16 protein-coding genes are annotated in these 15,285 nt (G+C 33.4%); 11 read left to right on the top strand and 5 right to left on the bottom strand.

What is annotated here, in order from left to right:
* Positions 1-178 precede the first annotated feature (178 nt).
* The 7 genes from BCR23_RS11115 (at position 179) to BCR23_RS11085 (ending at position 9,460) form a co-directional block, all read left to right on the top strand.
* Complete coding sequence (locus BCR23_RS11115) at positions 179-1,687, top strand: DUF1846 domain-containing protein (RefSeq protein ID WP_069635557.1); 1,509 nt, start codon at positions 179-181, stop codon at positions 1,685-1,687.
* A gap of 711 nt (positions 1,688-2,398) precedes the next feature.
* Positions 2,399-3,253 carry a BglG family transcription antiterminator LicT gene (licT, locus tag BCR23_RS11110; RefSeq protein ID WP_069635556.1) on the top strand — a complete coding sequence of 285 codons (855 nt, stop codon included), beginning with the start codon at positions 2,399-2,401 and terminating at the stop codon, positions 3,251-3,253.
* 236 nt (positions 3,254-3,489) lie between these two features.
* Complete coding sequence (locus BCR23_RS11105) at positions 3,490-5,355, top strand: beta-glucoside-specific PTS transporter subunit IIABC (RefSeq protein WP_069635555.1); 1,866 nt, start codon at positions 3,490-3,492, stop codon at positions 5,353-5,355.
* Positions 5,356-5,370: 15 nt separating this feature from the next.
* Positions 5,371-6,843 carry a glycoside hydrolase family 1 protein gene (locus BCR23_RS11100; RefSeq protein ID WP_069635554.1) on the top strand — a complete coding sequence of 491 codons (1,473 nt, stop codon included), beginning with the start codon at positions 5,371-5,373 and terminating at the stop codon, positions 6,841-6,843.
* A gap of 294 nt (positions 6,844-7,137) precedes the next feature.
* Positions 7,138-7,872, top strand: a complete 735-nt coding sequence (locus BCR23_RS11095) for a MerR family transcriptional regulator (RefSeq protein ID WP_069635553.1) — start codon at positions 7,138-7,140, stop codon at positions 7,870-7,872.
* A complete protein-coding gene (locus BCR23_RS11090; RefSeq protein ID WP_069635552.1) occupies positions 7,869-8,465 on the top strand; it encodes a GNAT family N-acetyltransferase in 597 nt (198 codons plus the stop codon). The genes BCR23_RS11095 and BCR23_RS11090 overlap by 4 nt, the downstream gene beginning before the upstream one ends.
* Positions 8,453-9,460, top strand: coding sequence for an alpha/beta hydrolase family protein (locus tag BCR23_RS11085; protein ID WP_211273116.1), 1,008 nt, complete (start codon positions 8,453-8,455; stop codon positions 9,458-9,460). Before BCR23_RS11090 ends, BCR23_RS11085 begins: the two co-directional genes overlap by 13 nt.
* 314 nt (positions 9,461-9,774) lie before the next feature.
* Here BCR23_RS11085 and BCR23_RS11080 read toward each other — a convergent pair whose 3' ends face one another.
* From BCR23_RS11080 to BCR23_RS11060, 5 genes are all read right to left on the bottom strand, one after another.
* Positions 9,775-10,131: a VOC family protein gene (locus BCR23_RS11080; RefSeq protein ID WP_069635550.1), complete on the bottom strand. Its 357-nt coding sequence runs from the start codon at positions 10,129-10,131 to the stop codon at positions 9,775-9,777.
* 64 nt (positions 10,132-10,195) lie between these two features.
* A complete protein-coding gene (locus BCR23_RS11075; RefSeq protein ID WP_069635549.1) occupies positions 10,196-10,969 on the bottom strand; it encodes a helix-turn-helix domain-containing protein in 774 nt (257 codons plus the stop codon).
* Positions 10,970-11,147: 178 nt separating this feature from the next.
* Positions 11,148-11,747 carry a Fic/DOC family protein gene (locus tag BCR23_RS11070; protein ID WP_069635548.1) on the bottom strand — a complete coding sequence of 200 codons (600 nt, stop codon included), beginning with the start codon at positions 11,745-11,747 and terminating at the stop codon, positions 11,148-11,150.
* A 3-nt stretch (positions 11,748-11,750) separates the two neighbouring features.
* Positions 11,751-11,963 (bottom strand): hypothetical protein, encoded by a 213-nt coding sequence (locus BCR23_RS11065; protein WP_069635547.1) that lies wholly within the window; start codon positions 11,961-11,963, stop codon positions 11,751-11,753.
* Between the two features lie 158 nt (positions 11,964-12,121).
* Positions 12,122-12,349, bottom strand: a complete 228-nt coding sequence (locus tag BCR23_RS11060; protein WP_069635546.1) for a hypothetical protein — start codon at positions 12,347-12,349, stop codon at positions 12,122-12,124.
* A gap of 141 nt (positions 12,350-12,490) precedes the next feature.
* Between BCR23_RS11060 and BCR23_RS11055 the strand changes: the two genes are divergently transcribed.
* The 4 genes from BCR23_RS11055 to BCR23_RS11040 all read left to right on the top strand — a co-directional run bounded on the left by BCR23_RS11055 (position 12,491) and on the right by BCR23_RS11040 (position 15,205).
* Entirely contained in the window at positions 12,491-12,733 is a 243-nt protein-coding gene (locus BCR23_RS11055; RefSeq protein WP_069635545.1) for a helix-turn-helix domain-containing protein, read from the top strand.
* A gap of 86 nt (positions 12,734-12,819) precedes the next feature.
* Positions 12,820-13,062 (top strand): helix-turn-helix domain-containing protein, encoded by a 243-nt coding sequence (locus BCR23_RS11050; protein ID WP_069635544.1) that lies wholly within the window; start codon positions 12,820-12,822, stop codon positions 13,060-13,062.
* 486 nt (positions 13,063-13,548) lie between these two features.
* Positions 13,549-13,965, top strand: a complete 417-nt coding sequence (locus BCR23_RS11045; RefSeq protein WP_069635543.1) for a hypothetical protein — start codon at positions 13,549-13,551, stop codon at positions 13,963-13,965.
* The gene (locus BCR23_RS11040) at positions 13,949-15,205 is read left to right on the top strand and encodes a hypothetical protein (protein WP_069635542.1); all 1,257 of its coding nucleotides are present in this window, start codon (positions 13,949-13,951) and stop codon (positions 15,203-15,205) included. The genes BCR23_RS11045 and BCR23_RS11040 overlap by 17 nt, the downstream gene beginning before the upstream one ends.
* Positions 15,206-15,285 lie beyond the last annotated feature (80 nt).

Genomic DNA, 15,285 nt, shown 5'->3' with positions numbered 1-15,285 from the left:
TTTAGTCAAGTAACTGTTTTGATTTTCCATGACATCCAGTTTCCTATATACTTATTCAAGTAGTAGTCAATTATGCAGTAAATCAGGTTCAGCGGTTAAATTATGAAATTCTATATCGTAATCAGCAGTAAATAAGTTTATAATAGATGGCAGTATACAAATATCGGAGGGTTCTCACATGAAACAATTGGGGTTTGATCCACAGAAGTACATCGAAGAACAATCAAAATATATCCTTGAAAGAGTCAATCACTATGATAAATTATATTTAGAATTTGGTGGTAAATTAATCGGGGATATGCATGCGAAACGGGTTTTACCAGGCTTTGACGCAGATGCCAAAATTAAACTTTTACAAAAATTAAAAGATCAAGCCGAGATTTTGATTTGTGTTTATGCAGGCGATATTGAACGTAATAAAATTCGTGGAGATTACGGAATTACCTATGATATGGATATTTTACGCCAAATTGATGAACTAAGAGAATATGGCTTAGCAGTCAATAGTGTGGTTATTACACGTTACAGTGGACAGCCTTCTACAAAAATGTTTATTAACAAGTTGGAAAGAAGAAATATCAAAGTTTATAAACACGCAGCGATTGAAGACTATCCATCAAATCTTGAGAAAATTGTCAGCGAAGAAGGATTTGGTAAAAATGATTATATTCCGACAACAAAACCAATTGTGGTAGTTACAGCACCAGGCCCAGGTAGCGGTAAATTAGCGACTTGTTTGAATCAACTCTATCATGAAAGTCGGAACGGAAAAACTGCCGGCTATTCAAAATTTGAAACCTTCCCAGTTTGGAATGTTCCGTTGAAACATCCTTTAAATATTGCCTATGAAGCGGCAACAGTTGATTTAAAAGATGTGAATATGATTGATTCTTTCCATTTTGATAAATACCAAAAAGTAGCGGTCAATTATAATCGTGATGTGGAGACGTTCCCTGTGATTAAACGGATCATTGAAAAAATTACAGGGGAAGAATCTGTCTATCAATCACCAACTGATATGGGGGTTAACCGTGTTGGCTTTGGGATTATAAATGATGACGTAGTAAAAGAAGCGTCTAAGCAAGAAATTATCCGTCGTTGTTTTGCCACAGAATGCGATTTTAAAAAAGGCTTGACTGATGACGAAACAGTCAACCGTATTAAATTGATCATGGAAGAAGTAGAGCTGAAAAAAGAAGACAGAAAAGCCGTACTTCCTGCACGTCAGTATTCAGAACAATTAAGAGAACAAACCCAAAACAGTGAGACGCCAGCAGTGATTGCGTTTGAGTTGTCAGACGGTCGAATTGTAACTGGGAGAACAAGCAAATTAATGGATTCCTGTTCATCGGCTATTTTGAATTCTGTTAAAATGTTAGCTAATATTTCAGATGAAATTTTATTATTATCTCCAGTGATTCTTGAAACCATTCAAACCATGAAGAAGAAAGAGCTACACAGCAAAATAACGGCTTTAAAAGCCAATGAAATTTTGATTGCATTAGCGATTAGTGCGGTTACGAACCCAACGGCACAATTGGCTTATGATAAATTATCTGAATTAAATGGTGTACAAGCGCATTCTACTGTGATGTTGAGTAAGAATGATGAGCAAACGTTAAGAGAGTTAGGGTTAGATATTACTAGTGATGCGGTTTATCCGTCTGAGAATTTGTATTATATTTAGCTTAGTTGGTTATACTTTGAAAACATTGACGTTGAATGAATAGATGCATAGATATAAAACAAAAAAACAGCCGGATTTCGGCTGTTTTTTTATACATATATAAATAGTATCAAGAAGAGTGAAACCATAATCAAAGAACTAATACAATAACTTAAAGTTCGCTTAGCATATTTATCTAGAAGAAGCAGAGAGTTAGAAAGTTGTATATTATTATTTTCTTTAAACATACTGGTTGGAACTCCGAAGGAAACAATTAAATGAGTAAGTTTTTTCAATGAGATAAAATAGAGCACCAGAAGAAGAAAAAGGCAAGAGTCAATAAATAATATCCAAGTGATACTGCTCTCTCTAAAGAAAAGATTAACAACAATCAAAAAAGTAAAAAGAAATAGCCCAATAATTAGTCTAGAAAAGACATATATTCTTAAATTTTTTTCTGTTAGGATATTAAATCAAAATGTTTTTCAGTTTTTTTGCTTTTTGATCTAACGTTTTTAGTAGTTACTTATGCTCATTTTTACTAGATTGACCATGGTGAACCTCTCTTACAAGTCATATTTATTCAGCTGTAAGCCATAACTTCAAATAGCCATTAGAAGCTATATTAAGCGGTAAAACGTATTCTCCTAAAAAACAAAGTCTTTCTTTTTCTTGCCTCATAGCGTAGAATAGCAAATTGAAGAAGCAGGTCTAAAATGAGGAGGTTAAGTCATGAGAATATATAAAATACTAAACAACAACGTGATTATCACAAAAGATGAAGACGGAACAGAACAAGTGATTATGGGTAAAGGAATTGGATTTAAAAAAAGTGCAGGCGAAACATTAGATATGACAAAAGCCGACAAAATTTTTCATTTAGAAGATGCTAGTTTGCAACAACATTTTAATTCGCTTAGTAATGAAGTTCCTTATCCAATTCTAAAGGTAACAGAGGAATTTATTGATATGGCGAAGAAAAAGCTAAATCAAAAATTAAATGAAAGTTTACACGTTTCCCTTGTGGATCATATTTACCATGCGTTAAAAAGACATCAAAATGGACAGTCTATTACCAATTCTTTAATTTGGGAAATTAATCGTTTGTATCCAAATGAATTTGAGTTGGCTAAGGACTTACTGGATATGGTTGAGCAGGAAACAGAGGTTAGATTGCCAGCCGATGAGGCAGGATTTATTGCGATGCATTTGATTAATGCGGAAATGAACGAAGAAATGAATACAACCGTTACGATTACGAAAGAAGTCTCTGCTATTTTAAAAATTGTGAAATATCATTTAGGGATTGAGTATGATGAAGAGTCATTGAACTTTTATCGTTTTCTGACCCATCTTAAGTTTTTTGTACAGCGGATTACTAATGGTACCTTGCTCGATAGTGAAGACCATGACCTTTATTTATTGATGAAAAAGAAGTATCCATTAGCCTATGATTGTGCGAATAAAATTGCGGAATACGTGTATACGACTTTCCATATGGATTTAACTTCTGAGGAAATGTTATATCTTGTGATTCATTTAAAACGTTTATATACAAGAGAGAAAACACTTTCAAAAAAGGATTGACTTCTTTTTTTGAAAGTGCTATCATTTGAGACAGATAAATAAATAACGTATCAGGTTAGTGGATTGTGACTGTTCGGCAGGCGACACCTAAACTTTTACTAAGAAATTGCACACAGGGGTAGTGTATGCATTTTTTAGTAAAGGTTTAGGTTTTTATTTTGCCAAAAATAGATCCGGAACTATTTTAAATCAGTTAAACACAGCCTTTTGCAAGTATGTTCTTAGGAGGATTTATCATGGATACGAATCAATTAGCAGAAAAAATATTGAAAGAAGTCGGTGGCGAAGAAAATGTACAATCACTTGTTCATTGTGCGACACGCTTAAGATTTAAATTAAAAGACAGAAATAGTGTTGATAAAAGTGCTGTGGAGAGTATTCCCGGCGTTGTAACGGTTATGGAAAGTGCAGGACAATTCCAAGTTGTTATTGGGAATACAGTACCTGAAGTGTATGAGGCAATTGGAAATATTTCTAATTTAACTGGTGATCAGACCAGTTCAGATAATGGTTCAAATGAAAATGAAACGATCTTTGGTAAATTTGTTGATTTGATTTCTAGCTTATTTACGCCTTTACTTGGTGTGATGGCAGGAGCTGGGATTTTAAAAGGATTACTTTCTATTGCTACGACAACAAAATTAGTCGTACCAGAAACGTCAACTTATATCATTTTAAGTGCAATTGCGGATAGTTTGTTCTACTTCTTACCTGTTTTACTAGCGATCACAGCAGCAAGGAAATTCAAAGCAAACGTCTTTGTTGCAGTAACGATTGCAGGTGCTCTTGTGTATCCAACGATTATTGGTTTAGCAGCGCCAGATGTTTCGGCTGATTTCTTTGGGATTCCAGTGGTGATGGTGAAATATACATCGACTGTTATTCCGATCATTTTAGCAATTTATGCGATGAGTGTACTAGAAAAATTCTTGAACAAACGTTTACATCAAAGTATTAAAAACTTTATTACACCAATGATTCTTTTAATTGTGATTGTTCCTTTAACGTTAATGATTTTTGGACCATTTGGCGTATACGTAGGGAATGCGATTGCAGATGTGTTGGTTACAGTTATTAACTTTAATCCAATTATTGCCGGTGCCTTAATTGCCGCTTCATGGCAAATTCTTGTAATGTTTGGTTTACACTGGGGGATTGTGCCAGTGATGATGAACAATATTGCAACAATGGGGAAAGATCCTCTAAAACCAAGTGTAGCGATTTCAGTATTTGCACAAGCAGGTGCGGTTTTAGGCGTTATGTTAAAAACGAAAAATAAAGAATTTAGAGCGTTGTCAGCGTCTGCTGTAGTCACTGCTTTATTCGGAATTACTGAACCAGCTGTTTATGGTGTGACCTTGAGATTAAAACGTCCGTTTATTATTGGGGTAATTTCAGCAGCTGTTGGTGGTGGTATTGTCGGATATGCAGGTAGTATGGGCTATGCAGCAGGTCCGTCAAGTATTTTAATGATTCCAGCTTTCTATGGACCAAATGGAGAAGGGTTTGTAGGCTTCTTAATTGGTGTTGCAGTAGCCTTTGTTTTAGCAGCCGTTTTAACTTATTTCATTGGTTTTGAGGATATTCCAGAAGCAACAACCGCTACAAAAGAAACAACTGCAACAAATACAGTTGAACATGCTGGCGTAAAATCAGAAGTGATCAGTAGCCCGCTAACTGGTGATATTGTGTTACTAGAAAATATTAATGACAAAGCCTTTGCTTCAGGAACATTAGGTCAAGGTTTGGCGATCGCCCCAGCAAAAGGAGAAGTTGTTTCACCAGTAAATGGCACGGTCACTATGGCATTTGCAACAGGACATGCGGTTGGTGTAACGTCAGAAAATGGTGCAGAAGTACTGATTCATATTGGGTTAGATACCGTTCAATTAGATGGGAAACACTTTGAGTTAAAAGTAACACAAGGGCAAACAGTAAAAGCTGGCGACCCACTTGTTGTGTTTGATATTGAAGCGATTAAAGCAGCTGGCTTTGACGTGACAACACCAGTTATTATTACCAATACAGCAAATTATGAAGATGTTGTAGTCAGCGATCAAGCACAAGTAAATACTGGTGATCGTTTGATTACATTACTATAAAAAGGAGTGGCGTTTATGACACAAGAAAATATATTTCCAGAGAATTTTTTATGGGGAGGCGCGATTGCAGCCTGTCAAGCTGAAGGGGCATATGGTCAATATGGCCGTGGCATGGCGGTTTCAGATATTTCCTTTTTTGATAGTCAAATTGACCGTCAAGATTTAGCCAAGCATCGCAATGTCACAACAGAAAAGATTGAAGAAGCAATGAAAGATCCAGGGACAACACGTTATCCTAAACGCCATGGGATTGATTTCTATCATCGTTATAAAGAAGATATCGCCTTATGTGCGGAGATGGGCTTTAAAGTATTTCGTTTTTCAATGGCTTGGAGTCGTATTTTCCCAACAGGGGAAGAATTGACGCCAAATCAAGAAGGTTTGGATTTCTACGATGCTGTTTTAACAGAGATTGAAAAATATGGTATGGAGCCACTTGTCACGATTTCGCATTTTGAGATGCCTCTAGCACTCGTTAATAAATACAAAGGCTGGACAGATCGCAAAGTCATTGACTTATTTGTTCGCTTTGCAGATTGCTTATTTACGAACTTTGGAAAACGTGTGACTTACTGGATTTCATTTAATGAGATTAATGCAGGACGTTTTTCAACCTTTAAATCTACAGGTGTGGTAGCAGATAAAACAGACAATTATATTCAAGATTGCTATCAAGCAGTTCATCATCAATTTCTCGCAGCCGCGCTTGTGACTAAACGATTGCATGAAATCAATCCAGTTGGAAAAATGGGTTGTATGATTGCGCGCTTCACAACCTATGCAGCAACGTGTAAGCCAGACGATGTTTTACAAATGATGCATGACGATCAATATGATAACTTCTTCTATACAGACGTGATGCTTCGTGGGACGTACCCTGGCTATATGAATCGCTTCTTTAAAGAAAATGGTGTTTCAATTGTTTGGACAGCTGGAGATAAAGAGCTATTAAAAGAGTATACTTCGGATTATTTAGCGTTTAGTTACTATATGTCTAATGTTTCAAGTGCGAAGCCAGATGAAGGTGAAATGACGGATGCTAACTTGAAAAAAGGCCTAAAAAATCCTTATTTAGAAAGTTCAGCATGGGGCTGGCAAATTGATCCGAAAGGGTTGCGTTACACATTAAATAACCTGTATGATCGCTATCAAGTGCCGTTATTTATTGTAGAAAATGGCATTGGCGCTGAAGATAAAGTAGAAGCGGACGGCAGTATTCATGACACATACCGCATTGAGTATTTACAAAAGCATCTTGAACAAATGAAAGAAGCCTTGATCGATGGTGTTGATTTAATTGGGTACACGACGTGGTCTTCGATTGATATTGTTTCTTCTGGTACCTCTGAAATGTCTAAACGTTATGGCTTTATCTATGTCGATCAAGATGATGATGGTAACGGAACGTTGGCTCGTAGTAGAAAAGATTCGTTTTATTGGTATCAAAAAGTGATTCAAAGTAATGGAGCAGAGTTGACGGTTTTATAAAAATAGAAATTTTTAAGCACCATACGCAGATTGGGGGACTGCGTATGGTGTTTGTTTGTTATGGTTGTTAATTGTCTTATAAAAGAGAAGCTATGCAGTATGAGTTATTAAAAAATTAAAAGCACACTGAATAAAGCGCTAAAGGACTTTAACAAAGCCCAACCCAAAGACCGGATTGATGTGGTTATCAAAGAATTATCAAATGGTGTTGAATACCAACCTTCAATAATTCTCTTGACTGAGTGGTTACCACGCAGTTTATAATGAGTGTATAACGCATAGGAGGTACAAACGATGAAGCAACTTACAGCAGGTGAGATGGCAAAATTGTTTAACATATCCAAATACAAAATAAGACATTACATTGATAAAGGTATATTAGAACCAAAAAGAAATAAAGAAAATAAGTATTATGTTTTTGAAGAAAGTGATATTTATCGATTATATCAAGTTAGTACTTTGAGAGAAATTGGTTTTTCTATTAAAGAGATACAAGAAAGCTTAGCATTAGATAATATAAAGTCAATGTTTGAGGAAGCTGAAGTTAAGGTTCAACGAGAAATAAATAAGTTGCTGGCAACTCAGAAAATAATCAACAAAATTGTTGATTCACAAAGAAAGTATGAATTGAACAAAGTTATTTTTGTTGAAAGAGAAGAACGATGCTTTAAAAAATTAATGGAACAAATTATTGAAGGAGATTCAATAGATTATTCTAAAGCGATAGAACAAGAGCTTGTACACCTAGATGAGCCTTATTTTATTTTATCAGAAAAACAGTCTGCAATTGTGTGTTTAAAAAGCACAAAAGAATGCAGCGACTATGTCTTTCCGGCAGGAACTTATGCATGCAAGAGCTTTGTAGTGGAAAATAAAATCGATATTGAAAACCAAATAAGTGATTTTTTGAGTGATTCGATAATTAATGTGAGGGATTCTGAGATTAAAGAATTTATTATCTATGAAAATATATATTGCTCGCTAGCATACAATGACAAAATGGTGTATTCAATCGAGATGAAATTATGAGTATTAATATAAAGAGTATAAATAATTGCAATGTAGAAAATAAAGTTGAACAAATTTCAATCTTAGTTTATGAAGGGTTTCAATCTAAGTTCACCAAAAAAATATTTAATAATCAAGAAGTGTTAGATGTAATTACTGCTTTTTGCAAGTATATAATTTTAATAAAACCTGAGAAATTATTTGTTTCAGAGTATAATGGAAAACTATGCGGTTGTTTATTTTTAACAGTAAGCGGAGAAAAGTATCATGATTTACATGATTCATTGAAAAAAAACTTATCTTTTTCACAATATCTTAGGTTATCACTTTTGTTGAGCGTGCTTTCTCACAAGCCTCAGCATAATGAAAGTTACATTGATTTTCTGGCTGTTGCACCAGAATTTAGAAATAAGGGAATTGGTAAAGCACTAATTTCCCATTGTAAAAATATCTTTCCGAAAAAGAAATTAACTTTGCATGTAGCGGAACAAAATTATAGGGCTTATCAATTATATAGTAAATTAGGTTTTAAAATAATAAAAAAACAATCAAGTTTTATAATGGAATTAGTCGTAGGCTTAAGGGGATGGAGATTAATGAAATGGGAACAATAATTAAGAGAGTATTTATTATTTTTATAGGAATGCTTGTCATAATAATGGGGTTGTTTTTTATTGGAAATAATTATCAAATGAACGAGAACAGAGTAAGTATTTCTACGACTGATGGAACATTATCCACAATAATTACTTCTCCAAAACAGGGAGAAGTAAAAGGAATTATGGTGTTTGTTCATGGAGATGGGGCGCAAGAAGCAACGCAAGACGGAGGGTATAAACCACTAATGGAAAGATTTGCTCAGCAAGGCTATATCTCTGTCTCATGGGATAAGTTAGGAGTAGGGCGTTCTAGTGGTAATTGGTTGCTACAGACAATGGATGATCGTACAAAAGAAGTACTAGAAGTGATTGAGTGGTTGAAAGTGAAATATCCAAAATATTCAAATAAAATTGGTTTATGGGGAGCTAGTCAAGCTGGATGGGTAATTCCCAAAGTTATGAGTGAGAATCCGGATATTCAATTCTCAATAGTGGTAGCACCAGCAATTAATTGGATAAGACAGGGAGAATATGATACTGAGAATCGAATCAAAGATTCTGGCGGAACCAATACAGAAATTCTTCAAGCAAAACAACACTTTAGAAATGACAGCCTGCTAATTGAAAAAAATGATTCATACAGCAAATATAAAAATAATGGGGGGACGGAGGTAATGACCTCTGATAGATATTTATTTGTTCGAAACAATTTGAATCAAGATGCTACAGATGAATTATCTAAAGTACATGGTAAAACTTATTTGATCTTGGCTGAAAATGATAAGAATGTAAACTCTTTGGAAACAGAGAAAATATACCGATCGAAAATGTCTAAAAAAGATTTGGAAGTAAAAATTATCCCTAATGCATCTCATCAAATGTTAAATAGAAAAATAGAAAATTCTGATTTTCTAATAAACTTGTCTGGATTAATTTTTCCAAAGTATAGTTTAATTAATAAAAATTATTTAGATTATTGTGAACAGATAGTATCTGGTCAAACTTCGTAATCAAGCAAGAAATATCTATCCTGAAAATAAGCGTTGGTTAAATCATTTTGTTTTTTTAGAATCATTAACTTTCATAGACTTGGTAAAACTTTGTAGTCTTAATAACTATAAATTGAACTCGATTTTCTTTTCTGTTCGTGGATATGAAATTCCTGCGCAAGCATAATCAAATAACGGAATCTCTGTCAGTGAAATATTTCGACCAGTAGACTAAAGCGATAGCAACTGGAAGATTACAAAATAAAATGAAAATAGTGTGTAGCTCACAAAAGTGTGAGCTATACACTATTTCCTTATATAAACACTGTTTAAATCTATTCTTGAGCGTATAAACAATAGAACGATAACTTATTGCCATCTGGATCAGAGAAATCAACGTATCGAATGATACCTGGTACATCCTCTATCGCCTCGTCAACGATTACGCCAAGTGTTTTTAAACGTTCAAATTCTGTGTCTAAATCTTCCACTCCTAAGCGTAAACCGTTCTCTGAAACATTGATTTTTTCTTCGAAAAGTTGAATCCAAATAGAACCAATTGGATACTCGATAACGCCTTCAACAGGATTAATTTTTTCATCACTCATAAGAATTTTTTCATACCAAATTGCAGATTCCTCCAAATTACTTACTGGTAGACCTACAGTGACACTCTTTACATTTAAACTCATAACCATTTCCTCCATTCCATCAACTTACGACTATGTTATCATTTCACGGTCAAATAATATTATTCTAGATTGTGTTCTTTAAACGGGAGATCAAAAGTTTTCCCACATTCACTAATATGGGTGGGTCTTCTGGTATTGGTTCTCTCAGCTTAATCGTGTAATGATTGCCAGAACAGTTTGGAAAAGATAGACGTTCATCTACTTTACCCCTTAAACTATTGTCTAAATTAAAGTAAGATAGAACATTATTGGAACGGCTGATAGCACAAGCTAATAAATAATAGTTTCCGCTTGGAATATTTTTCAATTGATTTCCTATTAAATTTTTAGTAGCTAATCCAGATATAGGCAGATGATTTGGTATAAGTGTACGGAAAAGTCCAATAAATATGATCCCTTTTTCAAATCCATCAGGTACTTCAATAGTGACTGTACAAAAAGAATGACTCTTTCCTTCAAAATGGGCTATCGACTGATCCTTATCATCATTTTCAAAACGTTTCATATCATAAAAAAGTTCACTCATTTCAGTTTTGTACTTTCTAGGTGAACTACCTGTATATTTTTTAAAAGTATTCGTAAAACTACCACTGCTTTCAAAACCTGACTGTTCTTGTAGGTCGATGACTCTCTTTTCTTCATCAAGTTCAATAATCGCCTTTTCAACTTTTAAACTAGAGAGGAATTCTACAACACTGAATCCATTTATTTCTTTAAATTTCCGACTAAAGTGATATTTATCATAACCAAAGTGAATGGCAATTTCCTCACTCGTCATTTTTCTACTAACAGCTTCTTCTGAAATGAAAGAAAGAATTTCAGGCATCTTCGTTTTCATTTTTATTCCTCCTTTAAATAAAAATCCTTGAAAATTCCTATAAATAAGGATTTTCAAGGATTTTTGTATCACACCCACTCGATAAACTAATAGAATCTATAAGCTGGAAATCACCAGTTTAAAAGGATTTAAGCTAATTTGAATAGTTTAAAAAGCAGTTAGTTTATAAGAGTTAGTATCAAAGTGGTGCTAAGTTTTCAAAGATAACTTTCTCCAAAAGTTCAAGATTGGAATGAATCACACCGTCCATATATGCTTTATAAACTTCTTCCTTATCTGCGGGATTCAATTCCAGTACATATCCTTTTTCTAATGCTAGACAGCGAATAGCTTCTCTTTGTCCTTGACCATTTCCTTCTCGAAATGGGTGCATATGGTTTAAATCATCTAATATAGTAGCAAGCTGTTTACTAATCTCTATTTTTGAGAGATTTCCAGATAAAAATTCTTGAATCAAACCATTAATATACTGCTGACCTTGTGGGAAAGATTGGAATGCCATGAAGGGATAACCTTGTTTACTGATATTGACTTTGCGATATTCACCAGCCCAAGTGTACATATCCTGAAAAAGATACTTATGAATGTCCTTAATAGAGTCCATAGAATTGACTAAAATGGGCTTTTCAGCTAATTCAGCTATCCTGTTAGATACAAAAAGATGTTCAGTTAAATGTAACTTTTCTAAATCGTCAATAGCAGGAATATTTTTTAAAACCTTTGAATTAGGGTAAGTGTAAAGATTCTCGTTATCTATATAGTTATAATTGTTATTCATGAGTTAATTTCCTAAGACAAAAGTAAGAATATCATTTCTGCTTTTCTTTCCATCATGAATGTCTTTTAGAAGCTGAACCATGTCTTTTGTTGGCTCGAATCCCTCATACATACTTGAACCTAAAGAGTTCTTCATTATGGTATATTCTTTTTTTGTTTGAAATTGTACACCTTGAATGGATAATTCTTGTTCATTTAGTTCAATTTGAAATGCCATAATAACCCCTCCTTGTGTTTGTTCATTATACTATGTTTTTTAGCTGTTTTCAAAAAAACAAGTAGTTAGATAGTTAACTACTTGTTTAAATCTATCGCTCATCAGTATCAGTTCGGCTAATACTGATGAACTTTAAAATCCTATTTGCTGCTAGGATTTTAAATCAAAATATTTTTGAGTTTCTCTTTGGTTTTAAGTTTTTGTGTTTCTTGAGTTAATGTTTTTAGTATTCGCTCATGCTCATAAAAGAGGTTATCGGGAATAGAATGATTATGGGTGTTGTTTTTTATTAAACTGAATGTTTCGTGCCAGTTCTTTAGTTGTTGGATTGAATTATTTAGTTTATGTAGGTCTTGATAGGTGATCATTTTTACTGGGTGAGCCATGTTGAACCTCCTAATGATAGTTTTTAACCTTATAAGGTTAATTTATCACAAGGATTATCCGGAGTCAACCGTGTGCGGTTAATTAGTTGTATGGAAATATTATATACTTCAGTTAACTGTACAAGGTTAACGGAGGGAATTATGACATATTCAGAAATTATTGTTTTTAGACTTAAGAAATTATGTGAACAAAAAGGGATTTCAATAAATAAACTTGCAACGTTATCAGGGGTGACTCAATCTACACTGGATAACATTATGAAGGGGAATACTAAAAATCCTAAACTAAAAACGTTACATAAATTAGCAATGGGATTAGATATGACGGTTTCTGAACTGTTAGATTTTCCAGAAATGAATGAAACGCTTTTTGATGATGAGTAATACTAAATATAACCTTGTAACGTTAATGTGATATATTTTCATTCGCTATACTTGAGTTAACTATACAAGGTTAATGGAGGAGAGCTATGACTTATTCTGATGTAATTAGATTACGACTTAACAATTTATGTTCTGAAAGAAATATATCAATCAATAAACTTGCAACTTTATCAGGTATAACACAATCTACTGTGGATAATATTATGAAAGGGAAGACCAAAAACCCTAAGTTGAAAACTTTGCATAAGTTAGCAATGGGATTAGATATGACGGTTTCTGAATTGTTGGATTTTCCAGAGATGAATAATACAATATTTGAGGATGAATAATTTTTTTAGTGAAGCCACGATTTCTAAAAATCGTGGTTTTTTCTTTTATTAAATAAATTATCAACTATATTCTAATACACGGCTTTTTCACTGATAATCAGCTGTAATCTGTTCCTTTTTCATCTATTATCTCCCTTTTAAGGCTTTAATTGTTGTGCTAGTTGTTGAACTGTTTGAACCATTTCGTCGATTTTACTTTTGATTTCTTTCGCTAACGATTCGAATTTTTATCCATCACACCTATACTACTAAATATCACGATCTAAACCAGCATTGGCAATCTCTTTACATAAAATCACATCAGAGTTACGCACGATTTCTAAGTTAACTTCCATAATTACACCCAGTATACATAAAAAACTACTTGACATGATATAATTTTTAGAATATTCTGAATTCGTTATATGTAGCTTATGTTTAACAAAAAGGATAAGTTGTTGTTGGAGTAAGATTAAATTTTGAACGAACTTTAAGAAGGGAGGACAGATGAATATAAAAAAAATTTGCTTAGTATCAATTACTATTATCATGATTGCTGTTGTCTATTTTATTTGGAACGCAAATCGCCAAAAAGAAGTTGCGCGAAATGAATTGCCTCCACTACAAATTCAAGGACTAATTCAAGAAAAATGGAGTAATAAGTTTGCCATTAAGCTGTCGGAAGATGTAGAAGATTTAACGAAAGGTGCTTCTATCATGGTTAGATTTTCTGACGAAGTTTTTGATGAATCAAATACATTGCTAAAAGATTCGGAGATTCGTCTGTATATTGATAGTCTTAGAATAGGAGAACATATTTCTATTTTTTATCCGATGGATAGAATTAGTAATACCAAACAAATAGAAATTAGCAGAATTTCAAATATAATCAGAGAGAGTACTAAAGATGAAAATGAAAAATAATAGATTAACGTTGTTGGTAGCTGGGTTAATGGGTATTTGTTCACTTATGGGAACAGGATATGTCGAAGCAAGTGAATTTCAAGATTTTTTAAATGAAGATACTACGGAGAAATATTCTAATGAAATAATTTCAGAGAAAGATATTGAAAATTTTGGATCACTGAATTTTGAAAATAAAGAAGCCTATGCAAAGATTGCACTCGAATTTTCTAATAGTATGGATGTAGAAAAAGTTTTTAAGATTTCAGAGATGATTCCTATTTATGACGGCGACAAAAATTTTATTGGGTATGATTGTCGGATGCAGGTAGATAATAAAGATCATGGATATGTAATAGTTGATAATCGATTGAAAGATGATTATATATCAGAATTTAATTTAAAAGAAAATGTTACTAGTCTATTTAATAATTTGGTTGAAATAATAGATAAAAAATCTGACGTCGATACAAATAATGTTTCAATTGAGGATAAAGTTATCATTTCAAATGAAGCTACTGTATACAACGTGAATATTCAAGATGTTGTTGCTAGTTCAGCTACGGGTGTGGAAGATTCAGAGAGCTTCATTGAAGAGTTAGAAAATCAGGAAGGATATAGATATAGCAACGGAGGGTCTTATGGACATTCGGGTGATGTTATGACCAGCTACCCTTCTAATTCTGGATATTCTTATGTCGAATCTTATGGAGTAGGAGCATTTATTCCAATGTTACAAGAGGATGCAGAAGCCCACGCAGGTAAGTTTGCTTGCTCAGTTACTGCAATGAGTATTATGGCAGAAAAACTTGGTATCGCAAGAGGAGCAACATATGATTCTAGAACGATTAATGCAACCTATAATAAACTTTGGAAAGATTCTGGCACATCAATTTATAAGACTGCTAAAAAAAATGGAAAGACTATTTCTTATGGATCAACTTACGATAATAAACTTATTCCGGCCATGAATAGTTTAGCGAAATCGAAAAATAAGACTGTAAATTCAGCTCAAATTTACAAACCCGTGTTTTCACAAATGAAATCTTACCTAAGAAGTAATAAAAATTTCATTTTTGGTTATAACGTTGGACAAGATATAGGTCATTCAGTTGTTGTGCAAGGCTATCATATTGGTAAAAAAGGCACCAATTCAAACTTTCTAATCATTGCAGATGGCTGGACGATTAATGCAAGATATATTAACTTTACAGCTCATGGGGGGGATATGACTAATACTTGCATGACAGCATTTTGGTAGAATGAAGAGTAAATTATTTGCGTAATCTATATTTTAATTATGAATAAAAAAACCGAAGAATTCTGTATTAACCAGAATTC

Origin of the sequence: Enterococcus quebecensis, assembly GCF_001730365.1 — a bacterium.
In the GTDB taxonomy this organism is placed as follows: domain Bacteria; phylum Bacillota; class Bacilli; order Lactobacillales; family Enterococcaceae; genus Enterococcus_L; species Enterococcus_L quebecensis.
This window is presented reverse-complemented; position numbering and strand designations above follow the sequence as displayed.